Genomic DNA, 24,612 nt, shown 5'->3' with positions numbered 1-24,612 from the left:
CCGTGCGCGTGCTGCTCACCGGCGCCGGAGGCATGCTCGGTCGTGACCTCGAGTCGGTGCTCGGAGAGCGGCTCGAGGTGACCGCGCTCACCCGCAGCGACCTCGACGTCGCCGATGCGGCGGCGGTGGACGCTGCCGTGACCGGCCACGACATCGTGGTCAACGCAGCCGCGTACACCCGGGTCGACGACGCCGAGGAAGATGAGGACGCCGCCTACGCCGTGAATGCGCTCGGCGCCGAGCATCTCGCGGTGTCCGCCCGGCATCGCAATGCACGGTTCATCCACATCTCCACGGACTACGTGTTCGACGGCACGGCCACAACCCCGTACTCGGAAGACGCGCCCCACAGTCCGCTGTCGGCCTACGGCCGTACCAAGGCGGCGGGGGAACGTCTGGCGCTCGCGGCGTATCCGTCGGGCACCGCGGTCGTGCGCACGGCCTGGTTGTACGGGGAGCACGGCCCGAACTTCGTCCGGACGATGGTCGACCTCGCAGATCGCTTGGACGAGTGGAACGTCGTCGACGATCAGGTCGGCCAGCCCACCTGGTCGCTCGACCTCGCCCGTCGCATCGCCGAGCTGATCGACGTCGACGTACCCGCGGGGATCTACCACGGGACGAATTCGGGTTCGACGAACCGGTTCGACTTCGCCCGAGCGATCCTGGCGAACGCGTCGATCGACCCTGAGCGGATCCACCCCACCGACTCGGCATCGCTTCACCAGGCCGCGACCCGCCCGAAGTACTCGGTGCTCGGGCACGCAGCGTGGGCGAAGGCCGGCCTGCCGCCGATGCGCCCCTGGGCACAGGCCCTCGACGAGTTCCAGGCCGGAGCGCTCGCGCGATGACCGACCCGGGTCGGGAGACCCTGACGCTCGTCCTCGACCAGCTCGTCGCGCGCGTCCCGGGCGGAATCGGACGCTACACCCGGGAGCTCGCGCGAGCGGTGGCGAACACGACGCCCGAGGGTTGGCAGGTCGACGGCCTCGTCTCGCGGACTCCCCCAGCCGATGCAGAACGGATCCGCCGACTCGTCCCGGGCCTGCGAGAGCTGCACCGGCTCCCACTGGATCGCCGCTTGCTCGCGCGCGCCTGGGCGCAGGGCATCCCCGCCGGACGCATCCCCGCTCACGTGCACAGCGCGAGCGTCCTGGCCCCGCTCACCGCCCACCGCCGCGGGACACGCCCGTCGGTCGTCGCCACCGTCCACGACGTGGTGCCGTGGACGCATCCCGAGACCCTCACCGCTCGTGGCGCGCGGTGGCACCGTCGCATGGGCGAACGCGCGGCGCGGTACGCGGACGCGATCGTCGTGCCGACCGCCGCGGTCGCATCCGCGCTCGCCGAGATCCTCGGCCTCGGTGACCGGATCCGGGTGATTCCGGGCGCAGTCTCCGCGGAACTCGGCCTTCCCGAGGATGCCGGCGACCGCGCGACCCGTCTCGAGCTGCCCGACGCGTACGTGCTCGCGGTCGGCACGTTGGAACCACGCAAGGGTCTCTCCTCGCTCATCGACGCCATGGCGAGACCCGGCGTACCGAAAGTGCCCCTCCTCATCGCCGGGCCCACGGGCTGGGGAGGCGTCGACGTCGCCGAGTTCGCCGCCCGGGCAGGGCTCGGGCCGGGTCGCGTTCGGGCGCTCGGCTCGGTCAGCGACGCCGACCTCGCGGTCCTCTACCAGCGCGCGAGCGTCTTCGTCATGCCCAGCCTGGCCGAGGGTTTCGGCCTGCCGGTGCTCGAAGCGTTCAGCCACGGCACTGCCGTCATCCACTCCGACGATCCAGCGCTGACCGAGGTCGCGGGTGGGGCAGGGCGAGGTGTAGCGCTCGCCGGCGATACGCCCTACTCGCAGCGGCTCGCCGAGGCGCTCATCGACGTGCTCGGCGATCCGGACGGTGCGCGTCGGCTCGCAACCCTCGGAGCGAGGCGGGCACGCGACTTCGACTGGAACGCCTCGGCGACGATGGTCTGGGCGCTCCATCGCGAACTCTCCTGATCGGCGCGACGAGCGCCCGCACGGCGTTCACTCCGCGGGCTCCTCGGTCGGCGGGATCAGCGCCCGGCCGATGAGCTCCGATGCGACGGCGTAGTCCGGATCCTCCGGCTCGAAGCCGTTCTCCGGTACGAGCGGGACGTCGGTGATCGGCTGCGACCGCGCCTTGCCCGCCAGGTCCACGAAGTACGGGAGCATCGATTGCGGCACATCCGTCTTCACGACCTGGGATCCCGCAGCGGCGATCTCCTGGAACTTCGTGAGCACGTTCGCCGGGTTGAACTGCGAGAGCATGGCTTCCTGCACCTGGAGTTGGCGGGCCATCCGGTCGTAGTCGCTGGTCCCGTAGCGCGACCGCGCGTACCAGAGCGCATGGAAGCCGTCGAGGACCTGCGTGCCCGGCTCGATCCACTCCGTGATCTCGACCTCGTTCCCTTCCTCATCGTGCCCCGCACCCATCGGGATCCGATCGGCCACCTCGATGGTCACCCCGCCGAGCGCATCGATGAGCTGCTGGAAACCGGCCATGTCGATCAGTGCGTAGTACTGGATGTCGAGGCCGGTGATGCCCTCGACGGCATCGCGCATGCCCTCGATCCCCGGCTCACTCCCTCGCGACACGGCGTCGGGATACATCTCCGGGCTCCGGAGCTCCACCTCGGTGTAGATCGAGTTCAGGAGGCAGACGTCGACCTCGCACCCGTCGATGGCGCCGTAACCTTCGGGGTACACCGCGTGCAGCGGCGAGCCGTCGGGGAACGGCACGTCCTCCATGTTGCGCGGGAGTCCGATCGTGACGGTGTGGCCGCTCTCGGCGTCGATGCTCACCACGCGGATGCTGTCCGGCCGGAGGCCGTCCCGGTCGGGACCGGCATCGCCGCCGAGCAGCATGATGTTGTACCGACCGTTCTCGTCAGGCGGCTGCGACGGTCCGGCGACGAACACGCTCGACAGGAGACCGCTGGCGCTGGTGGCGAGGCTGGCGGCATACCCGGCGGCGCCCGCGACGAGCACCATCGCGACCACGCCGAACGCGGCGATGAATGCTCGCGCAGTCGGCGCAGTCCTGACGAGTCGGACGAGACGGAGGGTGTCCATGGCGAGCACCACCCACAGCACGGCGTAGAACACTGCAGCGGCAGCGAAGAGCCAGAGGCCGATGGTGCTCGTCGCGACGGTGTAGATCACCGTCGGCCACCAGATCCAGACGACGATCGCCACGACCGCGACGGTCCAGAGCAGCATCGTCGCACCGAGCCCGAACCGTCCGAGTCTCCGATTGCCTGCGAGCACCTGCGCCGACCCGGGAATCAACAGGTTGAGGAGGACGAGCCACCATCCGCGGCGGGTCATCACGTCGCGCGAGGCGAGGTCGGGGTGCCGGATCGGGCTCGCGGTGAGGGTCATCGCGCCTGCTTCAGGCGCTCGTTCTTCTCCTCGACCATCGCAGCGAGGCCGTCGGCGTAGCCCGCCAGCCGGGCGGTGAGGTCGGCGTCGCCGCTGCCGATGATCCTGGCCGCGAGAATACCCGCGTTCCGTGCGCCGCCGATCGACACCGTCGCGACGGGGATACCGGCCGGCATCTGCACGATCGACAGGAGCGAGTCCATCCCGTCGAGACGTGCCAGGGGAACGGGCACGCCGATCACGGGAAGCGTCGTCATCGAAGCGACCATCCCCGGCAGGTGCGCAGCACCTCCGGCGCCGGCGATGATGACCCGGATGCCCCGTCCCGCGGCTTCGGCCGCGTATGCGGCCATCTTGGCGGGAGTCCGATGCGCGGACACGACCTCGACCTCGTGCGCGATGCCGAACTCGTCGAGGATCGAGGACGCTTCGTTCATCACGGTCCAATCGGAATCGGATCCCATGATCACGCCGACGATCGGAGCAGGGGTGGGTTCGGTCACCCCGAGAGTGTACGGCTGGAGGCTGGGAGGTTCGCGGACGCCACGCGCCGTCGGTCGATCGAAGTCCCCCGATAGGGTGGCATCCGGAACGACGAGACGGAGGACTGCGGATGGCGATAGCGCTGCGGGTCGTGGTCGATGCCCTGGCCGCCCCGGTCTCGAGCCACGACGGCCGGTACACCCAGGACCTGACCACGGCGCTCATCCGGAGCGCGCCGACCGGCACGACTGTGGAAGGCATCGTCTCGTCGTCTCCACCGGCCGAGTACGAGCACATCGAGCGCAGCCTGCCCGGGATGTCCGCCCTGTACAAGACCTCGCTCGCCAGGCGCGAACTGCGCCCGGCCTGGCAGCGCGGGCTCACCACATCCCCCGGCGGAGGGATCATCCATTCCCCGACGCTGCTGGCACCGATGCGCCGGCACGACCGGGCGTCCGGCGACCAGGTCGTCGTGACCGTGCACGACCTGCTCGCCATCACGAACCCCGAGGCGCTCGGCAGTGTCGAGGCGTCCTGGCGGCGTGGCATGCTGAAGCGAGCCCGCAAGTACGCAGACGGAGTCGTCGCGACGACGCACGCGCTCGCCGCGCGGATCGACGACGAGTTCGGGTTCGGCTCTCGGCTCCGGGTGATCGCACCCGCGTCGAGGAGCGGCCTGCACCCGACGGATGCGACCGAACGCCTCTCCGCGCTCGATGTGCCCGACTCGTACCTGCTCACCACGGGCTCGCTCGCCCCTCGGCACGGCCTCCGTGAACTCATCGCTGCGCTCACGCGGCCCGGCGTGCCCGACATCCCGTTGCTCATCGCCGGCCGAACGGGCGGGGAGCAGGCCCGCGTCGCGGATCACGCGGCGGAGGCGGGGCTCGCTCCCGGCCGCGTGCGCGAGATCTTCGACCTCGACGCGGGCGACCTCGGCGTGCTGATGCGCCACGCCACGGCCTTCGTCGCGCCGACGATGACGGAAGGCCGGCCCGAGACGATCATCGATGCGCTCGCGTGCGGCGCCGTCGTCGTCCACACGGACCTCCCCGAGTACGTCGAGATCGCGGCCGGGGCCGGGCTGAGCGTGCCACACGGTTCCGGTCCGGACACCGTCGACGGACTCGCCGCAGCAGTGACGAGCGTGGTCGAGGACTCCGCGCTGGCCGAGCGGCTACGGATCACCTCGCTCGATCGCGCGCGGGCCTTCAGCTGGCAGGACGCGGCCGAACGGGTGTGGCAGTTGCACGCGGACCTCTGAGCCGCGCGGGCGGTCGATCGGCCGCCCGCGCCCATTCCCCCGCAGCAACGAAGGTCAGTCCTGGAACACCGCCGCAGCCGCGCGGGCCTCGTAGACGACCGCGTCGAGATCGTCGCCGACGGCGGTCACGTGGCCGACCTTGCGGCCGGGCCGGGGCGACTTGCCGTAGTTGTGCAGCTTGACGGTCGGATGCCCCTCCAGGGCGAGCGGGTACCGCTCCGCGAGGGTGCCCTCGACCGGCCCGCCGAGGATGTTCACCATCACCGACCAGTCGGCGTGCGTGCCGGTTCCCCCGAGCGGCAGGTCGAGGACGGCGCGCAGGTGCTGCTCGAACTGCCCGGTCGTCGAGCCGTCCATCGACCAATGTCCGGAGTTGTGCGGACGCATCGCGAGTTCGTTGATGAGGATCCGGTCGTCGGTGGTCTCGAACAGCTCGACCGCGAGCACGCCCGTGACCCCGAGCCCCTCGGCGACGGCGACCGCGATGTCGGCGGCGACGTCGGCGATGCGGCCGGCCGAGCGCGGTGCGGGGGCGATGACCTCGCTGCACACGCCGCCGACCTGGAGGGTCTCGACGATCGGCCACGCGGAGACCTCACCGCTCGGGCGACGGGCGACGAGCTGCGCGAGCTCGCGCCGGAAGTCGACGAGTTCCTCGACCAGGAGCGCCCCGTCGTTGCCGTCCTCGGCGATCGCCGCGAACCACTCGGACACCTCCGCGGCGGATCGCACGACGCGCACGCCCTTGCCGTCGTAACCGCCGCGCGGGGTCTTGACGACCGCCGCACCCCCGTGCTCGGCGATGAACGCCTCGAGATCGGCGGGTGAGCGGACGGCGGCCCAGTCGGGAACCGGGAGGCCGAGTTCGGAGAGGCGCTCCCGCATGAGGATCTTGTCCTGGGCGACGGCGAGCGGCTGCGGCCCGGGTCGCACGGGCACGCCGGCGTCGACGAGCGCCGCCAGGACGTCCTGCGGGACGTGCTCGTGGTCGAACGTGATGACGTCGACCTCGCGCGCGAAGTCGAGCACCGTCGCGGCATCCGTGTAGTCGCCGACGCGGTCGGCCGCGATCTCCGCCGACATGCCCTCGGACTCCGCGAGCACCCGGATGTCCACCCCGAGCTCGATCGCCGCGGGAATCATCATCCGTGCCAACTGTCCGCCGCCGATCACTCCGACCCGCACCCGATCGCCCTGCTTCCCGTGTCGAGGTTGTCGCCCGCGTCGCCGAGGCGACCGGGCGCGACGCGACTGCGTCGACGCCCAAGTCTACGCGGCGGCGGCGCGGCTATCATGGCCCGGTGACCCAGCAGACGGATGCCGCGCCGAGCCGCTTCGGGGACCTGGCACGGCGGGCGTGGGACGGCCTCATCGCGTACGCCCTGAAGTTCGGCGTCGTCGGGCTCGTCGGGCTCGTCATCGACGTCGCCCTGTTCAACGCCCTCCGGCTCGGCGCGTTCGGCGCCGACGGCTGGGCGCAGTCCGCGATCGGCGCCAAGACGATCTCGACGAGCGTCGCGATCGTCTGCAACTGGATCGGGAACCGGTACTGGACCTTCCGGAAGCACCGCCGCCGCAACTACCTCCGCGAGTTCGCCGAGTACGTGGTCGTCTCGCTCGGCGGGATGGCGATCTCGCTGTTCTGCCTGTGGGTGAGCCACCACGTACTCGGACTCACGAGCCTCGTCGCCGACAACCTCTCGTCGAACGTGATCGGGCTCGGGCTCGGGACGGCGTTCCGCTTCCTGCTCTACCGCTACTGGGTGTTCGGGCATCACCGCGCCGACGGATTGTCGAACCGGGCCCGCGTCGAGGAGGCGCAACGGGCGCTCTTCGAGGAACCCGCCCAGGGCCGGACAGGGGCCGACACGCAAGCCCCGGGGTCGACCGCTACGCCGTCGGCAGGAACCACGGCGGATACACGGCGACTCGGGCCTTGATCCCGACGGCGGTGAGCGCCGACCGGACGCGATCGCGCACCCGGTCGTTCGCGACCGCGATGACCTGGATCCGCTCGAGCGGCACCTCGTCGCGGACGAGGTACTCGGCGGCCGCCAGCGCGTCGTCGTCCAGGGACAGACGACGGAGCATCCGCTCGGCGTCCGCCCATCCGACGACGGACTGCGAGCCCGGCAGCGCGGGGTCGACGGTGGACACCACGACCTGGCCCTCCACGGCGCTCCGCGCCCCGAGGGCCTGGGCGACCGAGCTGACCAGGAGCACGAAGTCGGCGGCCGGACGCATACCCGACTCGTCGGTCGCGAGCCTCGGGTCGGGTTCGCCGTCGCGCACGGCGACCCACAGCGGCGCCTCGGTGCTGAGGTAGAACGGGACGAACGCGGCGATCGGGGCCCCTGTCCCGTCGAACTCGGTCTCGCGGCGGAACGCACGCGCGGCGGGCGCTGCGACGTCGACGGCGGGATTCGCGGGATTCGCGCCGGCGTCGGCGAGGATCGCGCCGGAGCCGAGGATGCGGGCGAGGTTGTCGAGGTGGGTCGCGTGGTAGACGCGCATGGCACCGGCATCCACCGGCGGCTCGGTCAGCGGGCGCGAGGCGCGGGACGACGCGGGTCGAGCGGTGCGGCCGCCCGACGCGACGCGGGTCGACGAGAGGCGCGGCGCACGCGCGGCGCGGGTCGCCGGCGCGGGCTCGGGGCGCTCGGGTTCCTTCGGCGGAAAGCAGATGGCGCACATGCCGTCATCGAAGCCGTGGATGCACTCGTCCAAGTCGTCCTCCCTCGCGCTCGCGTCGGGGTTCACGCGAGCGCCGACCGACAACTGTACGCGCTCGCGGCCCGGTCCACGGACGAACGGGCCTCCGCATTCGCCCGCGAGGGTCCGCGCGGCACCGGCCGGTCGCCGGCCGTCACCTGCCGGCTACCGGCTACCGGCTGCCCCAGGCGATCGTGTCGCCATCGCCGATCGACTGCGCGGCGCGGCGATGTTCGGCGACGACCGACTGCGAGGAACCCATGAGTTCGCCGAGCGCCGCCTGCACGAGCACGGGCTTCGGCACGTCGCGGAGGACGAACGGCCGCTCGTGGCCGGTGTTGATGCGGACGTCCCCGGAACCGAACGCGCGTTGCATCGGAGTCTGGCGCACGGTGAGGTCGTAGCCGCGGGTGAGCAGCAGCTCACGGCGGACCCGCACGAAGATGCCCGAGCGCTCGATGATCCGCCGGGTGGTGATCGTGGTCCGACGGGTCAGCCACGAGAGGAGCGGCAGCACGCACGCGACGAGCACGATGAGCAGCGCGGCGGCACCGACTGCGACACGCTGCCACACGTCGGGGAACCAGAACGCGGCGTACCCGGTGACGCCGGCGACGACGATGAACACGAGGGCGGGCAGGACGAGCACGCGGGCGTGGCGACGGACGCGGGCGACCACCCGCTCCGGACCGGCCGGCGCGGCCCCCGCCCCGCGGGTCGGCCGGCCTCGGTGCGCACGGCATCCGTCGCGACCGGATCGACCGGTCGCGCCGATGACGCCGCAGGATCGGGCGCCGGCCCGGCCTGCCCTCGTGCGCGGGCTCGACTCATACGCCCATTAATAGCGCAGGTGGGTCACATCCCCGGCGGCGACAGCCTGCGGCTCGCCATTCTCCCGTTCGCGCACCACGAGCCGGCCGTCGCGGTCCAGGCGCTCCGCGGTGCCGACGAGCTCGGCGTCGCCGGGCAGTTCGACCCTGACCTCCTCGCCGAGCGTGCCGCAGAGCTCGGCGACCCGGTCGGCGATGCCGCAGGCGACGGCGTCGCCCTCGGCGGCCGAGAGCTCGGCGACGAGGGAGAGGAAGCGCTCGAGGTAGTCGGCGAGCACGGCGTCGGCGTCGGGGCGACGACCGGTCGCGAGCAGGAGCGACGTGGAGGTGAGCGTCGGCAGGTCGTGTTCATCGAGCGTGAGGTTCAGTCCGGCGCCCACGACCACGGCGGGCGGGTCACCGTGCTCCGCGCCGGTGACCGGCAGGAGTTCGCAGAGGATGCCGCAGACCTTGTACCCGGAGACGAGCACGTCGTTGGGCCACTTCAACGCCACGTCGACGCCGCCGCCGGCGTCGGATGCCGCGGCGTCGGTTGCCCGGGAGCCGGATTCCCCGGCGTCGGATGCCGCGGCCTCGGATGCCGCCGCGACGGCGCCGCGTACGGCCTCGGTCATGGCCGCCCCCGCGATCAGGGGAAGCCAGCCGTACGCGTCGATCGGCAACCGCACGCCGTCCGGGCCGTCGGGCCGCACCGCGACGGAGATGGCGAGGGTCTTGCCGGTCGGTGCGAGCCAGGTGCGGCCGAGCCGCCCCCGGCCCTGCGTCTGGTCGTCGGTGACGATGACGGAGCCGTGCGGCCAGTCCGAGGCATCCGACGTCTCGATCGCCCGGCGCATCTCGTCGTTCGTCGAGCCGACGCGCTCGAGGACGACGAGTTTCGGCACCACCTCGCGCGACCGATCCCATTCCATGCGGCACCTCTCCATCCCGTGTGGGTTTCAGGCTAGTGTCCGCCCGCGATTTGTAGGAATCCGTCAACGAAGTGGCCGCACAGGGCGCCGGTAGAGTGAAGCGCGTGACCGAACCGACCCTCGACGGCCCCGACCTCTCCACCACCGCAGGCAAGCTCGCCGATCTCAAGCAGCGCTACCACGAAGCCGTGACGGCATCGGGCGAGGCAGCGATCGAGAAGCAGCACGCCAAGGGCAAGATGACCGCCCGCGAGCGCATCGCGGAACTGCTCGACCCGGGCTCGTTCGTCGAGCTCGACGAGTTCGTCCGGCATCGGACGCACGCGTTCGGCATGGAGGCCAAGCGGCCCTACGGCGACGCGGTCGTCACGGGCACCGGCACCATCCACGGCCGGCAGGTCGCCGTGTACTCGCAGGACTTCACGATCTTCGGCGGTTCGCTCGGCGAGGTCGCGGGCGAGAAGATCATCAAGGTGATGGACCTGGCGCTGAAGACCGGGGTCCCGATCATCGGCATCCTCGACTCCGGCGGCGCTCGGATCCAGGAGGGCGTCGTCGCGCTCGGCAAGTACGGCGAGATCTTCCGCCGCAACACCCAGGCGTCCGGCGTGATCCCGCAGATCTCGATCGTCTGCGGCCCGGCCGCCGGCGGTGCCGTGTACTCCCCCGCGCTCACCGACTTCGTGATCATGGTCGACAAGACGAGCCAGATGTTCGTGACCGGCCCCGACGTCATCAAGACGGTCACCGGCGAGGACGTCGGCATGGAGGAGCTCGGCGGGGCGCTCACGCACAACGCCGTCTCCGGCGTCGCGCACTACCTCGCGAGCGACGAGTCCGACGCGCTCGACTACGCGCGCACGCTCGTGTCGTTCCTCCCCGACAACAATCTCACCGAGCCACCGGCGTACGACGCCGAGCCCGAACTCGAGATCACCGACGCCGACCGACGACTCGATCATGTGATCCCCGATTCGCCCAACCAGCCGTACGACATGCACGCGGTCATCGAGGGCATCGTCGACGGCGGCGACTTCCTCGAGGTGCAGCCGCTCTTCGCGCCGAACATCGTGATCGGGTTCGCGCGCGTCGAGGGCCGCTCGGTCGGCATCATCGCGAACCAGCCGAGCCAGATGGCCGGCACGCTGAACATCGCCGCCGGCGAGAAGGCTGCACGGTTCGTGCGATTCTGCGACGCGTTCGGCATCCCGATCCTGACCCTCGTGGACGTCCCCGGTTACCTGCCCGGCACCGACCAGGAGTGGACCGGCGTCATCCGCCGCGGCGCGAAGCTGCTCTACGCGTACGCCGAGGCGACCGTGCCGCTCGTCACCGTCATCACCCGCAAGGCGTACGGCGGCGCCTACATCGTCATGGGCTCGAAGCAGCTCGGGGCCGACATCAACCTCGCGTGGCCGACCGCGGAGATCGCCGTCATGGGCGGTCAGGGCGCCGTGAACATCCTGTACCGAGGCGAGATCAAGCGCGCTGAGGAGGCCGGCGAGGACGTCGCGGCGGTGCGCACGCAGCTCGCGAACGAGTACACCTACAACGTCGCATCCCCCTTCCTCGCCGCCGAACGCGGCGAGCTCGACGGCGTCATCGAGCCGGCAGCGACCCGCGTCTCGGTCGTGAAGGCGCTGCGGATGCTCCGGACCAAGCGGGCGGCGCTGCCGCCGAAGAAGCACGGCAACATCCCGCTGTAGGAGGCACGATGAGCGACGAGTCCACGGTTCCCGCGATCGGGTTCCTGACCCCCGTGACCGACCACGAGGCGGCCGCGACGACCGCGGTCCTGACCGCCGTGCTCGCACAGGCCTCGGCCGAGGCGCCCTCGGCCGAGGACCGCGACCACGCGGCCTGGATCCGCGGCGCGGGCGCGCTGCGCACCCCGCTCACTCCGGGGCACGGCCGCTGGGCCGCCTGGGGTCGATGAGCCGGGTCCCCCTCGACGGCTGAGCGTGTCCCCCAAAAAGCCGACTAACGCACGGAGCGCAAGTCCCCCATTATGGGTATGCGGCGTCACGCCGCTCGCGTCGTCGGATGGGTAACCGGCTTCGCTGAACAAGGGGCGAGTCAGGGCGATATTCGGGTTGTCGCCGTGACTCGGGCTTGATGAGGGCCGGTCGGATTCGACCGGCCCTCTCTCTCGTTCCGGGCTAGGCCACGGGCTCGGCCGCGCGCGGGATCTCGAGCCAGAACTCGACGTCGGCCTCGTCGGGGTCGAGATCCTCGACGCCGACCCCGTCCGGCGCGACCAACCCGACCACCGTGACCGCGACGGGCGAGCGCACCGACGCCGTCCGAGCGATGATGCGGTCCGCGTGCGACGCCGCGATCGACTCCGCCACCTGCGACAGCACCCGGTCGCGCGTGGCCTCGTCGACGTCGTCGATGCCGCCCTCGTCCAGCAGCGTGACGATGATGCCGCGTTCGCGGGCGAGCCGAACCTCCCGGCGCACGGCGTCGGTGAGGAGCATCCGACCGCGGATCTCATCTCGGATGGCGGCCTCGAGGGTGCGGCACTCGCGTCGTTGCGCGGGCGACAGCGCGCCGCCGAGATCGGCGATGCGCCGGAGCATCGGCGCCGCGATGCGGTTGGTCTGCGCGAGTCGCATCCGACCCTCGAACAGGTGCGCGTCCTGCGCGGCCTGCCATGCCGCGGCCTCCCGTTCGGCCTGCGCATAGCGCCTGGCCTCCCTCGCAGCCGTCGCGAGCGCGGTGGTGAGCATGTGCGCGATCGCGACCCACACGATGCTGCCGATGACGCCGAGGCTTCCCAGGGCCGTGAAACCCGCCCAGACGACGGTCTGGATGCCGAGGCAGGCCGTGCCGAGCCAGGCGGCGACGAGCTGGCGCCTCGCCGCCGTGATGGTCATGAGCGTGCCGGTCGCCGCGACGTACCACGTCGCGTACCCGTTGTCGACGGCCGGGTCGAGCTGCGAGGTGACCGCGACGGGCATCGCGATCGCGATGGCGAGGTTGGTGGCTGCGAGCCAGTCGGGCATCCGCAGCCGCTTGGTGGGCCAGAGGCTCAGGACCGTCGCGACGACGTAGAGCACGATCGCGAGGATCGTCGGTCCTGGGTCGGCGGGGACGTCCAGCGTGACCAGCCCGAGCAGGACGTGGTAGGCGGAGAACAGCGCGGCCGAGACCAGCAGCAGCCATCGTGGGAGGCCGATCATGCGGGATCCTCCCGGTCCGTCGCGGTCGGGTCCGGAGCTGCGGGCTCGTGCGAACGCGGACCGTCCGCAGCGGTCGCCCCGGCCGCCGGGTGCCTCGGCTTCGCCGTCGCCGGATTCATCTCGGTCATCGCCGGCCAGCAGAGCACGACCGTCGTTCCGCGGCCGGGCGCGGAATCGATGGTCGCGGCACCGCCGGCGTCGACCATCCGCTGGACGATGGAGACCCGGAGGCCGAGTCGGTTCTCCGAGACCGACGTCGGATCGAATCCGACCCCGTTGTCGGCGACCTCGATCACGCAGCCGCCGTTGCGGACGCCCCGGATGCGGACCTCCCGGCGCGTCGCACGACCCGGTTCGTCGGCGTGCTGCGCCGAGTTGACCATCGCCTGCACCGCGGCCGTGTAGAGCGCATCGACCGCGTCCACCGAGAGCTCCACCGAACCGGCGTTGACCACGCGGACCGTGAACGGCGTGGTGAGGGTGGTGAGCGCGGCACGAAGCCTTCGGACGAGCACCGGCAGCGCCACCCGGTCCGAGGTGCGCGGCGAACGTGCGCCGGCATCGTCGAGTCGTCGGATGGCGTCGCGGGCCATCCGCCCGGCGAGTTCCTGCTGTTCCGGTCGCTCGGCGGCTGCGGCGGCCAGGAGCGTGGTGAGCACGGAGTCGTGCACCAGCGCGTCGACCTTCACCCGCTCGATCTCGTTCGCGTGCTGGCGAGCCGCGACGTCGTACCTGCGCAGCGCGGCATCCTGCGCCTGGTCGACCGTCTTCGAGGCCTGGCGGAGCATCGTGACGATCAGGAGGACGACCACGCCGAGGATCAGCGCGTACACGGCTTCGAAACCCGATGCCAGGAAGCCGGCGCCACCGCCGGCGGGCGTCATCCGAACGGCCCAGTACAGCACGGGCACGGCCAGCGTGTACACGAGGGCGCCGGCGAGCGGGAACGCGACGACCGCGGCGGTGGTCGCCACCGTGCACAGGGCGTACAACCACGGGCGTTCGCCGCCGAGCACGGTCGGGTCGGCCACCAGCAGGGGCCAACCCGCAAGCGCCAGGACGAAGGCCAGCGCGTACCCCCACGCGGCGGCGCGGATGCCCACGTGCGCGAGCACGGCGATCATGACGGCCACCGCGGCGCCGTCGACGACGGCGATCATGACGTACCCGAGGCCGGCCACCAACGCGGGACCCTGCTCGAGGGCCTGCGGCAGGGACTGCGCCGAGAAGACGATCCCGAAGATCCCGAGCGCCTGCGCGGAGACCAGTTCGACCTGGGCGCGGGTCACCGCGCGCCGACGGGTCGCCGGGCGCTGGGCCCGCGGCTCAGCCGCGGACATCTCCCACGTCGCCGTCGAGCCCCGGCAGGATGCCGTCCTCGACGGCGCGGCGAAGCAGGTCGACCTTGGTCGGCGCGGGCCTGCCCACCTCGACGTACTTCGCTCGGATGCGATCGAGGTACTCCCGCGCGGTCGAGTGGGCGATGCCGAGTCGCTGGGCGACGAGCTTCAGCGGGAGCCCGGACGCGTACAGGTGGAGCACGTCGCGTTCGCGGCGCCCGAGCTGCGCCTTCGCGAAGTCGCTGTCGGCCTCGATCGCGCTCGCCCATTCGACGTTCGTCAGGACGTCGCCGCGCGCCACGGTGGCGATCGCGTTGATCACGACGGAGGTCGGCGACGATTTCGGGATGACGCCGGATGCCCCCGCCGCGAGCGACTCCCGGACGGCGGCGACGCGGTCGGCGATGCTGTGCACGAGGACGGAACTGCCGCGGTCGAGCACCGCGCGCACGTTGTCGGTGACGGTCGTGCCGTCGCCCAGCGAGAGGTCGAGCACGACCACGTCGCACGGCGTGTCTCCGAGGGCCTCGAGCAGTTCGGCGACCCCGGCCGATTCGGCGAGCACCCGATAGCCCGCGTCCCGGCATGCGGCACGGAGTCCGAGCCTGACCGCCTCGTGGTCGTCGACGATCGCCACGGTGGCGACCGCCGGCGCCGACGTGTCGACGCCCCCGTCGCCCGGTTCGGCTCGCACCTCTGCCACCGCGGCCCCCTTCCCGTCGATCACACGATAGCGCCAAGGCGCACGACGGCCTCGACGTGATGGGTGTTCGGGAAGAGGTCGAACGCGCGCATCGCCTCGACGCCGTACCCGTGCTCGTGGAACGTGCCGAGGTCGCGCGCCAGCGCGACGGGGTCGCACGCCACGTAGAGGAGTTGGGCGGGCCGGAGGGCGGCCAGCCGTTCGACGACCTCGCGCCCGGCGCCCGACCGAGGCGGGTCGAGCACCACGAGGGCGCCCCGGAGGCGGGCGCGCAGCGCCTGGTCGGCCACGGCGTCGAGCTCGGCGAGCCAGCGGTCGACCCGGCCCGTCTCGGCCCTGGCACCGACCCAGTCCGCCAGGTTCGCCGCCGCGTGGTCGGTCGCGCGCTCATCGGCCTCCACGCTCGTGATGCGCACGGTGTCGCCGAAGCGGTCGCCGACGGCCGCGGCGAGCAGGCCGACGCCGCCGTACAGGTCGAGGTTCGCCGCCCGGGGGTCGAAGCGGTCGGGGTCGACGAGGTCGCGCACGGCGTGCGACAGGGTCGCGGCCGCCCCCCGGTGCACCTGCCAGAATCCGCCGCGGTCGAGGCGGAACCGCCTGCCGTCGACGACCTCGTGCACGATGCGGCCGCGGTCGCCTGCGGCGGCGTCGACGACGACCTCCGCGCGCCCGTCGCCGGGCGCGACGAGGTCGATCGTGGCAGTCCCCGGCATCGGAGCGCCGAGGGGTGCGAGCGCCTGCAGTTCGGGCGCCGCGAGCGGCAGCGAGGTCACCGGCACGACCGTGTGGCTGCGCGCGGCGTACGGCCCGACCCGGCCGTCGCGGTCGACGTGCAGTCGGACCCTGGTGCGCCACCCGGTCCCCTCGTCGGCGTCGACGCCCGGCGCGAGCGCCCCGTCGACCGGTTCCACCTCGACCCGCCGCTCCAGCCCGGCGAAGCGTGCGAGCGCGTCGGTCGCGACCTGCGCCTTCAGCTCGCGCTGGCGGGGCATCCGGATGTGCCCGAACTCGGCGCCTCCCGCCCGGAGCTCCGGCGCCCGATCGACGGATGCCTCGGCCCAGACGTGCTCGCGGCGGTCGGGCGACGCCTCGACCACCTCGACCGTGTCGGCACGCCAGAAGCGCTCCTTCGAGGCATCCGTCACCCTCGCGCGGACCCGCTCGCCCGGGATCGCGTCGGCGACGAACACCACGCGCCCCTCGTGCCGGGCCACGGCGATGCCGCCGTGGGCGATCCGGCCGACCTCGAGCTCGATCACCGGCCCGTCGGTCGCGGGCGGCTTCGGCGTGCGCGACGAGGACGGACGCCCGATGCGGCGAGCGGCGCCGTCGGTTCGGCTCGGGCGGCGTGGTCGCTGAGGGCGTGGCATCCTCCGATGGTTCCACACCGCTGCGGGTTCCGGGCGGCTCGGGTGCCGCGTCCCCTCCGTCCCACGCCTCGCCGCGACCCGGGCAGGATGGTCGCATGCGCCTCTACCTCGCGTCGACCTCGCCCGCCCGTCTCCAGTTGCTGCGGCAGGCGGGGATCGAACCCCTGACCGTCTCGCCCGGCGTCGACGAGGAGGCGCTCGTCGCCCGGATCGAGGCCGAGCGCGGCGCACCGCTGGATGCCGCCGAACTGGTGCAGGTGCTCGCGCAGGCGAAGGCGGAGGCGATCCTCGGCGAGCGCCCCGGCGACGAGCCGATCGACGGGTTCGTGCTCGGCGGCGACTCGGCGTTCCTCGTCGACGGCGTGATCCACGGCAAGCCGCACCGGCCCGAGGTCGCGCGCGAGCGGTGGCGCGCGCAGAACGGCCGGTCGGGCGATCTCTGGTCGGGGCACTGGGTGATCGACCACCGTGGCGGGCGGGTGCACGGGGCGGCCGGGCGGCCGGCGGTCGCGACGGTGTCGTTCGCGGACCTCGACGAATCCGAGATCGACGCGTACGTCGCCTCGGGCGAGCCGCTCGCCGTCGCCGGCGCCTTCACGGTCGACAGTCTCGGCGGTCCGTTCATCCGCCGCGTCGAGGGCGACCCGTCGACGGTCGTGGGGCTCTCGCTCTCCACGCTGCGCGAACTCGTGCGCGAACTCGGCGGCGACTGGCCCGCACTCTGGAACCGCACCGCCTGACTGTTGTCGACCGGCTCAAGAGATGCCCCGGGTTTTTGTCGGCGGCGTCCAAAGGCAGCCCTCGCTCCTTCAATAGGCTTGGGAATCATGCCGCGCATCACCAAAGTCCTCATCGCCAACCGTGGCGAGATCGCCGTCCGCGTCATCCGTGCGGCGCGCGACTCCGGAATCGCCTCCGTCGCCGTGTACGCCGACCAGGACCGTGACGCACGACACGTCAAGCTCGCCGACGAGGCCTACGCGCTCGAGGGCTCGACCAGCGCCGAGACCTACCTCGTGATCGACAAGCTGCTCTCGGTCGCGCGCCGCTCGGGCGCCGACGCGGTGCACCCGGGCTACGGCTTCCTCGCCGAGAACGCCGACTTCGCCCGCGCCGTCATCGGCGCCGGCCTGATCTGGATCGGCCCGACCCCCGAGGCGATCGAGCGCCTCGGCGACAAGGTCTCCGCACGCCACGTGGCCGAGAAGGTCGGCGCCCCGCTCGCGCCGGGCACCCTGAACCCCGTCGCCGACGCCACGGAGGTCCTCGAGTTCGTCGACCAGCACGGCCTTCCCGTCGCGATCAAGGCCGCCTTCGGCGGCGGCGGGCGCGGCCTCAAGGTCGCCCGCGAGCGCGACGAGGTCGCCGAGCTCTTCGAGTCCGCCACCCGCGAGGCCGTCGCGGCGTTCGGCCGCGGCGAGTGCTTCGTCGAGAAGTACCTCGACCAGCCCCGCCACGTCGAGACCCAGTGCCTCGCCGACGAGCACGGCAACGTCGTCGTGGTTTCCACGCGCGACTGCTCGCTCCAGCGCCGCCACCAGAAGCTCGTCGAGGAGGCCCCGGCGCCGTTCCTCACCGACGCGCAGGTCGCCCAGCTCTACGAGTCGTCGAAGGCGATCCTCAAGGAGGTCGGCTACGTCGGCGCCGGCACCTGCGAGTTCCTCATCGGCAAGGACGGCACGGTCTCGTTCCTCGAGGTGAACACGCGCCTCCAGGTCGAGCACCCGGTCTCCGAGGAGGTCACCGGCCTCGACCTCGTGCGCGAGCAGTTCCGCATCGCCGAGGGCGGCGTGCTCGACTACCCCGACCCCGTCGCGGTCGGCCACTCGTTCGAGTTCCGCATCAACGGCGAGGACCCGGGCCGCAACTTCCTCCCCGCGCCCGGCCCGATCCACCAGCTGCGGTTCCCGGGCGGCCCCGGCATCCGTGTCGACTCGGGGGTGACCAGCGGCGACGAGATCTCGGGCGCCTTCGACTCGCTCCTCGCGAAGCTCATCGTGACCGGCAAGGACCGCGACGAGGCGCTCGCCCGTGCGCGTCGCGCGCTCGACGAGTTCGAGGTCACGGGCCTGCCGACCGTGCTGCCCTTCCACCGCGACATCGTGCGCAACCCGGCGTTCGCGCCCGAGGGCGGCGCGCCGTTCTCGGTGTACACGCGTTGGATCGAGACCGAGTACGACAACCGGCTCGAACCGTGGTCGGGCGAACTCGCCGACGTCCAGGGTGCCGCCGAGCGCACCGCCGTGGTCGTCGAGGTCGAGGGCCGTCGCATCGAGGTGTCGCTGCCGAAGAAGCTCGTCGGCGGTGCCACGCGCTCCGGCGGGGCATCCGTCGGCGCCGCGCCGCGTCGTCGCACGTCGTCGCACGTGGCCGACACGGCGACCGGCGACGCCGTCAAGGCGCCGATGCAGGCGACGGTCGTGAAGGTCGCGGTCGCCGAGGGCGACAAGGTCGTCAAGGGCGACCTCGTGCTCGTGCTCGAAGCCATGAAGATGGAGCAGCCGATCGTGGCGCACAAGGACGGCGTCGTCGGCCTCGTGAACGCCGAGGCGGGCGTCACCGTCTCCAGCGGCCACCTGCTGCTGTCGATCGCCGACGCGCCCGCCGCGTAGCGCCGACCTCGTCGCGCCGACCGCGGCTGCGCCGCGGGCCGACCGACGCAGCTACGGCTTCGGCGGCTCAGCCCCCTGCGGGGTCGGCAACTCCACCTCGCTGACCGTTCCTGCCATGCGCGAGTGCCGGCGGCCGTAGAGCAGGTAGACGAGCACGCCGATCGCGAGCCACACGAGGAACCGCACCCAGGTGAGCGTCGTGAGGTTGAACATCAGCCACACGCACAGGGCGGCCGAGAGGATCGGCAGCACCGGCGACCACGGCACCCGGAACCCGCGCGGCAGGTCGGGCCGCGTGCGTCGCAGCACGATGACGCCGATCGACACGAGCACGAACGCCGAGAGCGTGCCGATGTTGATCATCTCCTCGAGCAGGCCCACGTCGGTGAACGCGGCGACAAGCGCGACGACGAGTCCGCCGATGATCTGGATCCGCGCAGGCGTCTTGGTGTGCGCCGTCGTCTTCGACAGCCATCGCGGCAGCAGCCCGTCGCGGCTGAGCGCGAACACGATGCGCGAGAGGCCGAGCAGCAGCACCATGATCACGGTCGTGAGACCGGCGAGCGCGCCGAGCGAGATCACGGCGGACGCCCAGTCCTGGCCCACGAGGCGGAACGCGGTCGCGAGCGACGGCGTCTCCTCTTCCGCGAGCTCGGTGTACGACACCATGCCCGTCATCACGATGGACACCAGCACGTAGAGCACGGTGACGATGGCGAGGCCCAGGAAGATGCCCCGAGGCAGCCGCTTCTGCGGTTCGCGGACCTCCTCGGCGCTGGTCGCGACGACGTCGAAACCGATGAAGGCGAAGAACACGAGGGATGCCGCCGCCAGCATGCCGAACACGCCGTACTGCGCGGGCGCCGCACCGGTCGCCCAGGAGAACAGCGACTGGGTCCACGCGTCGGCGTCGCCGCCCTCGGTCGGCACCGGCGCGGGGATGAACGGGGTGAAGTTCGCCGGGTTCAGGAAGAAGAACCCGACCACGATCACGAACAGCACGATCGCGACCTTGATGATCGTGAACACCGAGCCGACGCGCGCGGTGAGCTTCGTGCCCGCCACGAGCAGCACCGTGAACACCGCGACGATGAGGAATGCCGGCCAGCTCACCTCGACCCCGCCGATCGAGAACGTCGCCGGGAACGGCATGCCGAACGCGAGGAGCGCCTCGCCGAGGTAGACGCCCCAGTACTTCGCGAGCACGGCGGCGCCGGTGAACATCTCGAGGATCAGGTCCCATCCGATGATCCAGGCGAGCAGCTCGCCCATCGTCGCGTAGGTGAACGTGTATGCGCTCCCCGCGACCGGCACGGTGGAGGCGAACTCGGCGTAGCACATGATCGCGAGCCCGCAGGTGACGGCCGCGAGCACGAACGAGATGATCACGCTCGGCCCCGCGAAGTTCGCGGCCGCCTGCGCCCCGACCGAGAAGATGCCGGCGCCGACGGCGACGGCGATGCCCATCAGCGCGAGGTCCCAGGTGCCGAGCGAGCGCTTGAGGCTCCGCTCCTCGTCGGTCGAGTCCGCGATGGACGCCTCGACGGATTTCACGCGCAGGTTCATCGATCCCCCCCCCGGATGCTGCGACGCCGCCCCCGCGACGCCGCGCTCCGGTCAGCGTACGACGTGCATGGCCCTCGCCGCATCGGTCAGCGACCCGCTGAGCGACGGATACACCGGGAACGCCTCGGCGAACTGGTCGACGGTGAGCCGGTGCTCGACGGCGAGCGCGAGCGGGAACACGAGCTCCGACGCCTTCGGCGCCACGATCACGCCGCCGATGATCGACCCGGAACCGCTGGAGGCGAACAGCTTCACGAAGCCGTCGCGGATGCCCATCATCTTGGCCCGCGGGTTCGTCGCGAGGGGAAGCTTGTAGACGACGCCCTGCACGAGGCCCTCCTCGATCTGACGTTCGGTCCAGCCGACGGTGGCGATCTCGGGCTGGGTGAAGATGTTCGAGGTGATGTTGCGGTTCTCGGGCGGGTTCACGATGTCGCCCATGGCGTGGAACACCGCCGTGCGCCCCTGCATGGAGGCGACCGACGCGAGCGGCAGGAACGTGGTGCAGTCGCCCGCGGCGTAGATGTTGGGCATCGACGTGCGCGCGACGCGGTTCACCCGGATGTGCCCCGAGTCCGAGAGCTGCACCCCGGCCTCCTCGAGCCCGATCCCCCGCGTGTTCGGCACCGAGCCCACCGCCATCAGGCAGTGCGATCCGCGCACCTCGCGTCCGTCGGCGAGCGTCGCGACGACCTCGTCGCCGTCGCGCACCACGGATGCCGCACGAGCCGTGTTCAGCACCTTCATGCCGTTGCGCGTGAACACGTTCTCGATGACGAACGCCGCGTCCTGGTCCTCCCCCGGCAGCACCTGGTCGCGGCTGGAGATCAGCGTGACCTTCGCGCCGAGCGCGCGGTAAGCCGAGGCGAACTCGGCGCCGGTGACGCCCGAGCCGACGACGATGAGGTGCTCGGGCACCTGCTGGAGGTCGTACAGCTGGGTCCACGTGAGGATGCGCTCGCCGTCGGGCACGGCGGTCGGCAGCACGCGCGGGCTCGCGCCGACCGAGACCACGATGGTGTCGGCCTCGAGACGGTCGAAGTCGGTGCCGCCCGGACCCGTCGCCACGATGACCGCGTTCGGGCCGTCGAGCCGTCCGTCGCCCTGGACGAGGTGCACGCCCGCGTCGACCAGGTTCCGGCGCATGTCCTCGGACTGCTGCGCCGCGAGCCCCAGCAGCCGCTTGTTGACGGCGGCGAGGTTGATCGCGACCTTCGGCTTCACGGCCTTGTCGTGCTGGCCCTTCGCGTAGAACTGGACGCCGAGGTCGGCGGCCTCCTTCACGGCGTTGGATGCCTCCGCGGTCGCGATGAGCGACTTCGACGGCACGACGTCGGTGAGCACCGCCGCGCCGCCGACCCCGGCACGCTCGACCAGGGTGACCTCGGCGCCGAGCTGCGCGGCGGCGAGCGCGGCCTCGTACCCGCCCGGCCCCCCGCCGACCACGACGATGCGTTGGGTGCGTTCGAACTCGTAGGCCATGCGCACATTCTCCCGCACGCGTCCGGATCGGCCGCATCCGAGCAGCCGCAGGCCGGGGCATCCGCCCGCTCACTACCATGGTGGGATGACTCACAACCCGCTCGACGACCCCGCCGCCGACCCGTTCGCCGTCGCACGCGACGCGGCCGACCGCATCGCCGAACTCACGGGCGTCGACCACCACGACGTCGCGCTCACGCTGGGTTCGGGCTGGGGCCGTGCGGCCGACCTCATCGGCGAGACGACGCACACCATCCCGGCGACCGAGGTCCCGGGCTTCTCGAAGCCCGCGCTCGAAGGGCACGTCGGCACGCTGCGCTCGGTCGCGCTGCCGAACGGCCGGCGGGCGCTCGTGATCGGCGCGCGCACCCACTACTACGAGGGCCACGGCGTTCGCCGGGTCGTGCATTCGGTGCGCACGGCGGCGGCGACCGGCGCATCCGTCATGATCCTCACGAACGGCGCAGGCGGCATCAAGGAGCACTGGACTCCCGGCACCCCGGTGCTCATCAGCGACCACCTGAACCTCACGGCCGATTCGCCGCTCGAGGGCGCGACCTTCGTCGACCTGACCGACCTGTATTCGTCGCGACTGCGCGCGGTCGCTCGGTCGATCGACCCCTCGCTCGACGAGGGCGTGTACTGCCAGTTCCGCGGGCCGCACTACGAGACGCCGGCCGAGGTGCAGATGGCGAAGACGATCGGCGGGCACATCGTCGGCATGTCGACGGCCCTCGAGGCGATCGCCGCCCGCCAGGCCGGCATGGAGATCCTCGGGATGTCGCTGATCACGAACCTCGCCGCCGGCATCCAGCAGACGCCGCTGAGCCATGAGGAGGTCATCGAGGCGGGCCGCGCGGCCGAGCCGGTGATCTCGAAGCTGCTCGCCGACATCGTGCACGCGCTGTGAGCGAGGAGCCGAGGACCGAGGAGCCGAACATGACCTCGCCGGATGCATCAAGGGCCGCCGCGGCCCGCGCCGAAGCCCGCTTCGCGGACGCGGAGGCCTGGATCGCGCAGGATCCCGATCCGGAGACCCGCGAGGAGCTCGCGGCGATCGTCGTGTCGGCGCGCGGCGGCGACGCCGGCGCGGCGGCCGACCTCGCCGACCGGTTCGACGACCGCCTCGCGTTCGGCACCGCCGGGCTGCGCGGCGAGATCGCCGCCGGACCGAACCGGATGAACCGGGTGCTCGTCTCGCAGGCCGCCGCCGGCCTCGCGGCGTACCTGCTCGAGCATGCTGCGCCGGGCGGGGTCCCCTCGGTCGTCATCGGGTACGACGGGCGGAAGAACTCCGACGTCTTCGCGCGCGACTCGGCGGAGCTCATGGCCGGGGCCGGGGTGCGCGCCGTGCTCCTCCCCCGCCTGCTGCCCACCCCCGTGCTCGCGTTCGCCGTGCGCCACCTCGGCGTGAGCGCGGGCGTCATGGTCACCGCGAGCCACAACCCCCCGAACGACAACGGGTACAAGGTGTACCTCGGTGGTGAGGGCGAGGGATCGCAGATCGTCTCGCCGGCCGACGCGGAGATCGCCGCGCACATCCTGCGGGTCGCCGCCGAGCGCCGGGTGCCCGACCTGCCGCGCGGCGCGTTCGAGACCGCTGACGAATCGGTGGTCGACGCCTACGTCGCCGCGACGGCGGCGGTCGCCGGGACTGCCGCGGTCCGGCCCGGACCTCGGGTCGTCTACACCGCCATGCACGGCGTGGGCTGGGAGACCTTCGCCAGGGTCGTCGAGGCCGCCGGCTTCGACCTGCCCGACGTCGTCGAACCGCAGATCGCCCCCGATCCCGCATTTCCGACCGTGTCGTTCCCGAACCCCGAGGAACCCGGGGCGATGGACCTCTCGTTCGCCCGCGCCCGCGAGGTCGGTGCCGACCTCGTGATCGCGAACGACCCCGACGCCGACCGGCTCGCGGTCGCGATCCCGATCGCCGGCGGATCGGATGCCGGCACCGCTGCCGGTGGTGCTGCCGGTGCCGAGGCCTCCGACTGGCGCCGGCTCACCGGCAACGAGATCGGCCTCCTGCTCGGCTGGCGTGCCGCCGAGCAGGCCGCGCGTGCGACCGGCGACGGCGGCGCGGAGGGCACCCTCGCGTGCTCGATCGTCTCGTCCCCCGGCCTCGAGGCCGTCGCCCGCGCCTACGACCTCGAGTTCCGCGCCACCCTGACCGGCTTCAAGTGGATCTCGAAGGCGCCGAACCTCGTGTACGGCTTCGAGGAGGCGCTCGGCTACCTCGTCAACCCCGAGACCGTGCGCGACAAGGACGGCATCTCCGCGGCGGTCGCGCTCCTGGACCTCGCGTCACGCCTGCACGCCGAGGGCCGGACGCTCGCCGACCACCTGGACGCGTTCGTCGAACGATTCGGATGCCACGCCTCCGGGCAGATCTCCCTTCGCGTCACCGACCTCTCCCGCATCGGCGAGATCATGTCGGCACTCCGGGCGAACCCGCCCGCAGCGATCGGCGGCATCCGCGTCGAGCGGATCGAGGACCTCGCCGACGGGTTCGGCGACCTTCCGCCCAGCGACGTGCTCCGCATCGTGCTCGACGGCGGCAGCCGGGTCATGGTCCGGCCCAGCGGAACGGAGCCGAAGCTCAAGGTGTACCTCGACACCGTGTCGGACCGCGGCACCGTCGCCGAGCGACGGGCGGAGGCCGCAGCATCCCTCGCAGCACTCGACCGCGGCATGCGCGAGCTCGTGCGCTGACCGAGACTTCACGCGCGGGCTCTCGCGCGGGCGGAGGTG

At 72.0% G+C, this 24,612-nt stretch carries 22 protein-coding genes; 10 read left to right on the top strand and 12 right to left on the bottom strand.

Annotated elements, in window-relative coordinates; translation table 11 throughout:
* The first annotated feature begins 2 nt into the window (after window positions 1-2).
* Together rfbD and ELQ40_RS06140 are read left to right on the top strand one after the other, a co-directional pair.
* Entirely contained in the window at window positions 3-851 is an 849-nt protein-coding gene (gene rfbD / locus ELQ40_RS06145) for a dTDP-4-dehydrorhamnose reductase (protein WP_127795163.1), read from the top strand.
* A complete protein-coding gene (locus tag ELQ40_RS06140; RefSeq protein WP_127792890.1) occupies window positions 848-1,999 on the top strand; it encodes a glycosyltransferase family 1 protein in 1,152 nt (383 codons plus the stop codon). Before rfbD ends, ELQ40_RS06140 begins: the two co-directional genes overlap by 4 nt.
* 27 nt (window positions 2,000-2,026) lie before the next feature.
* On the opposite strand, the gene ELQ40_RS06135 is transcribed toward ELQ40_RS06140, so the two are convergent.
* Together ELQ40_RS06135 and purE are read right to left on the bottom strand one after the other, a co-directional pair.
* Window positions 2,027-3,403, bottom strand: a complete 1,377-nt coding sequence (locus ELQ40_RS06135) for an LCP family protein (protein ID WP_127792889.1) — start codon at window positions 3,401-3,403, stop codon at window positions 2,027-2,029.
* Window positions 3,400-3,867, bottom strand: coding sequence for a 5-(carboxyamino)imidazole ribonucleotide mutase (purE, locus tag ELQ40_RS06130; RefSeq protein WP_127795162.1), 468 nt, complete (start codon window positions 3,865-3,867; stop codon window positions 3,400-3,402). The genes ELQ40_RS06135 and purE overlap by 4 nt, the downstream gene beginning before the upstream one ends.
* Before the next feature lie 149 nt (window positions 3,868-4,016).
* Between purE and ELQ40_RS06125 the strand changes: the two genes are divergently transcribed.
* Complete coding sequence (locus tag ELQ40_RS06125) at window positions 4,017-5,150, top strand: glycosyltransferase family 1 protein (RefSeq protein ID WP_127792888.1); 1,134 nt, start codon at window positions 4,017-4,019, stop codon at window positions 5,148-5,150.
* A 54-nt stretch (window positions 5,151-5,204) separates the two neighbouring features.
* On the opposite strand, the gene ELQ40_RS06120 is transcribed toward ELQ40_RS06125, so the two are convergent.
* Window positions 5,205-6,335 carry a 5-(carboxyamino)imidazole ribonucleotide synthase gene (locus ELQ40_RS06120; protein ID WP_255424718.1) on the bottom strand — a complete coding sequence of 377 codons (1,131 nt, stop codon included), beginning with the start codon at window positions 6,333-6,335 and terminating at the stop codon, window positions 5,205-5,207.
* Between the two features lie 116 nt (window positions 6,336-6,451).
* Here ELQ40_RS06120 and ELQ40_RS06115 point away from each other — a divergent pair, with 116 nt between their 5' ends.
* Window positions 6,452-7,090 carry a GtrA family protein gene (locus ELQ40_RS06115; RefSeq protein ID WP_164863493.1) on the top strand — a complete coding sequence of 213 codons (639 nt, stop codon included), beginning with the start codon at window positions 6,452-6,454 and terminating at the stop codon, window positions 7,088-7,090.
* Here ELQ40_RS06115 and ELQ40_RS06110 read toward each other — a convergent pair.
* The 3 genes from ELQ40_RS06110 to ELQ40_RS06100 all read right to left on the bottom strand — a co-directional run bounded on the left by ELQ40_RS06110 (window position 7,041) and on the right by ELQ40_RS06100 (window position 9,603).
* Window positions 7,041-7,877 carry a DarT ssDNA thymidine ADP-ribosyltransferase family protein gene (locus tag ELQ40_RS06110; RefSeq protein WP_127792886.1) on the bottom strand — a complete coding sequence of 279 codons (837 nt, stop codon included), beginning with the start codon at window positions 7,875-7,877 and terminating at the stop codon, window positions 7,041-7,043. The genes ELQ40_RS06115 and ELQ40_RS06110 overlap by 50 nt on opposite strands.
* 157 nt (window positions 7,878-8,034) lie before the next feature.
* Window positions 8,035-8,511 (bottom strand): PH domain-containing protein, encoded by a 477-nt coding sequence (locus tag ELQ40_RS06105; RefSeq protein WP_240665968.1) that lies wholly within the window; start codon window positions 8,509-8,511, stop codon window positions 8,035-8,037.
* A 189-nt stretch (window positions 8,512-8,700) separates the two neighbouring features.
* Window positions 8,701-9,603, bottom strand: coding sequence for a biotin--[acetyl-CoA-carboxylase] ligase (locus ELQ40_RS06100; RefSeq protein WP_127792884.1), 903 nt, complete (start codon window positions 9,601-9,603; stop codon window positions 8,701-8,703).
* Between the two features lie 104 nt (window positions 9,604-9,707).
* Between ELQ40_RS06100 and ELQ40_RS06095 the strand changes: the two genes are divergently transcribed.
* Complete coding sequence (locus tag ELQ40_RS06095) at window positions 9,708-11,309, top strand: acyl-CoA carboxylase subunit beta (RefSeq protein WP_127792883.1); 1,602 nt, start codon at window positions 9,708-9,710, stop codon at window positions 11,307-11,309.
* Window positions 11,310-11,317: 8 nt separating this feature from the next.
* Window positions 11,318-11,539: an acyl-CoA carboxylase epsilon subunit gene (locus ELQ40_RS06090; protein WP_127792882.1), complete on the top strand. Its 222-nt coding sequence runs from the start codon at window positions 11,318-11,320 to the stop codon at window positions 11,537-11,539.
* A 223-nt stretch (window positions 11,540-11,762) separates the two neighbouring features.
* Here ELQ40_RS06090 and ELQ40_RS06085 read toward each other — a convergent pair whose 3' ends face one another.
* From ELQ40_RS06085 to ELQ40_RS06070, 4 genes are read right to left on the bottom strand one after another with little or no spacing between them, the layout of a single operon-like run.
* A complete protein-coding gene (locus ELQ40_RS06085; protein ID WP_127792881.1) occupies window positions 11,763-12,788 on the bottom strand; it encodes a hypothetical protein in 1,026 nt (341 codons plus the stop codon).
* On the bottom strand, window positions 12,785-14,077 hold the full coding sequence (locus tag ELQ40_RS06080; RefSeq protein ID WP_164863492.1) for a sensor histidine kinase: 1,293 nt from the start codon (window positions 14,075-14,077) through the stop codon (window positions 12,785-12,787). Before ELQ40_RS06080 ends, ELQ40_RS06085 begins: the two co-directional genes overlap by 4 nt.
* A 37-nt stretch (window positions 14,078-14,114) precedes the next feature.
* The gene (locus ELQ40_RS06075; protein WP_127795160.1) at window positions 14,115-14,822 is read right to left on the bottom strand and encodes a response regulator transcription factor; all 708 of its coding nucleotides are present in this window, start codon (window positions 14,820-14,822) and stop codon (window positions 14,115-14,117) included.
* Between the two features lie 29 nt (window positions 14,823-14,851).
* Entirely contained in the window at window positions 14,852-16,201 is a 1,350-nt protein-coding gene (locus tag ELQ40_RS06070; protein WP_127792879.1) for a class I SAM-dependent RNA methyltransferase, read from the bottom strand.
* Window positions 16,202-16,296: 95 nt separating this feature from the next.
* Here ELQ40_RS06070 and ELQ40_RS06065 point away from each other — a divergent pair, with 95 nt between their 5' ends.
* Both ELQ40_RS06065 and ELQ40_RS06060 read left to right on the top strand, forming a co-directional pair.
* Window positions 16,297-16,941, top strand: coding sequence for a nucleoside triphosphate pyrophosphatase (locus ELQ40_RS06065; RefSeq protein WP_127792878.1), 645 nt, complete (start codon window positions 16,297-16,299; stop codon window positions 16,939-16,941).
* A gap of 87 nt (window positions 16,942-17,028) precedes the next feature.
* Window positions 17,029-18,813 (top strand): biotin carboxylase N-terminal domain-containing protein, encoded by a 1,785-nt coding sequence (locus ELQ40_RS06060; protein ID WP_127792877.1) that lies wholly within the window; start codon window positions 17,029-17,031, stop codon window positions 18,811-18,813.
* A gap of 51 nt (window positions 18,814-18,864) precedes the next feature.
* Here the strand turns inward: ELQ40_RS06060 and ELQ40_RS06055 are convergent, their stop codons facing one another.
* Window positions 18,865-20,379 carry an APC family permease gene (locus ELQ40_RS06055; RefSeq protein ID WP_127792876.1) on the bottom strand — a complete coding sequence of 505 codons (1,515 nt, stop codon included), beginning with the start codon at window positions 20,377-20,379 and terminating at the stop codon, window positions 18,865-18,867.
* Window positions 20,380-20,430: 51 nt separating this feature from the next.
* Complete coding sequence (locus ELQ40_RS06050) at window positions 20,431-21,861, bottom strand: NAD(P)H-quinone dehydrogenase (RefSeq protein WP_127792875.1); 1,431 nt, start codon at window positions 21,859-21,861, stop codon at window positions 20,431-20,433.
* Window positions 21,862-21,946: 85 nt separating this feature from the next.
* On the opposite strand from ELQ40_RS06050, the gene ELQ40_RS06045 reads away from it, so the two are divergent.
* A complete protein-coding gene (locus ELQ40_RS06045; RefSeq protein ID WP_127792874.1) occupies window positions 21,947-22,771 on the top strand; it encodes a purine-nucleoside phosphorylase in 825 nt (274 codons plus the stop codon).
* Between the two features lie 29 nt (window positions 22,772-22,800).
* The gene (locus ELQ40_RS06040) at window positions 22,801-24,573 is read left to right on the top strand and encodes a phospho-sugar mutase (RefSeq protein WP_127792873.1); all 1,773 of its coding nucleotides are present in this window, start codon (window positions 22,801-22,803) and stop codon (window positions 24,571-24,573) included.
* Window positions 24,574-24,612: the final 39 nt, after the last annotated feature.

The organism is Agromyces sp. LHK192 (assembly GCF_004006235.1).
Classification (GTDB): Bacteria; Actinomycetota; Actinomycetes; order Actinomycetales; family Microbacteriaceae; genus Agromyces.
This window is presented reverse-complemented; position numbering and strand designations above follow the sequence as displayed.

Bases quoted from the DNA above. Each gene is read 5' to 3' on its own strand.
- ELQ40_RS06140 (WP_127792890.1), top strand. From the start codon at position 848: ATGACCGACCCGGGTCGGGAGACCCTGACGCTCGTCCTCGACCAGCTC.
- ELQ40_RS06135 (WP_127792889.1), bottom strand. From the start codon at position 3,403: ATGACCCTCACCGCGAGCCCGATCCGGCACCCCGACCTCGCCTCGCGC.
- purE (WP_127795162.1), bottom strand. From the start codon at position 3,867: ATGGGATCCGATTCCGATTGGACCGTGATGAACGAAGCGTCCTCGATC.
- ELQ40_RS06125 (WP_127792888.1), top strand. From the start codon at position 4,017: ATGGCGATAGCGCTGCGGGTCGTGGTCGATGCCCTGGCCGCCCCGGTC.
- ELQ40_RS06100 (WP_127792884.1), bottom strand. From the start codon at position 9,603: ATGGAATGGGATCGGTCGCGCGAGGTGGTGCCGAAACTCGTCGTCCTC.
- ELQ40_RS06090 (WP_127792882.1), top strand. From the start codon at position 11,318: ATGAGCGACGAGTCCACGGTTCCCGCGATCGGGTTCCTGACCCCCGTG.
- ELQ40_RS06085 (WP_127792881.1), bottom strand. From the start codon at position 12,788: ATGATCGGCCTCCCACGATGGCTGCTGCTGGTCTCGGCCGCGCTGTTC.
- ELQ40_RS06070 (WP_127792879.1), bottom strand. From the start codon at position 16,201: ATGCCACGCCCTCAGCGACCACGCCGCCCGAGCCGAACCGACGGCGCC.
- ELQ40_RS06065 (WP_127792878.1), top strand. From the start codon at position 16,297: ATGCGCCTCTACCTCGCGTCGACCTCGCCCGCCCGTCTCCAGTTGCTG.
- ELQ40_RS06060 (WP_127792877.1), top strand. From the start codon at position 17,029: ATGCCGCGCATCACCAAAGTCCTCATCGCCAACCGTGGCGAGATCGCC.
- ELQ40_RS06055 (WP_127792876.1), bottom strand. From the start codon at position 20,379: ATGAACCTGCGCGTGAAATCCGTCGAGGCGTCCATCGCGGACTCGACC.
- ELQ40_RS06050 (WP_127792875.1), bottom strand. From the start codon at position 21,861: ATGGCCTACGAGTTCGAACGCACCCAACGCATCGTCGTGGTCGGCGGG.
- ELQ40_RS06045 (WP_127792874.1), top strand. From the start codon at position 21,947: ATGACTCACAACCCGCTCGACGACCCCGCCGCCGACCCGTTCGCCGTC.
- ELQ40_RS06040 (WP_127792873.1), top strand. From the start codon at position 22,801: ATGACCTCGCCGGATGCATCAAGGGCCGCCGCGGCCCGCGCCGAAGCC.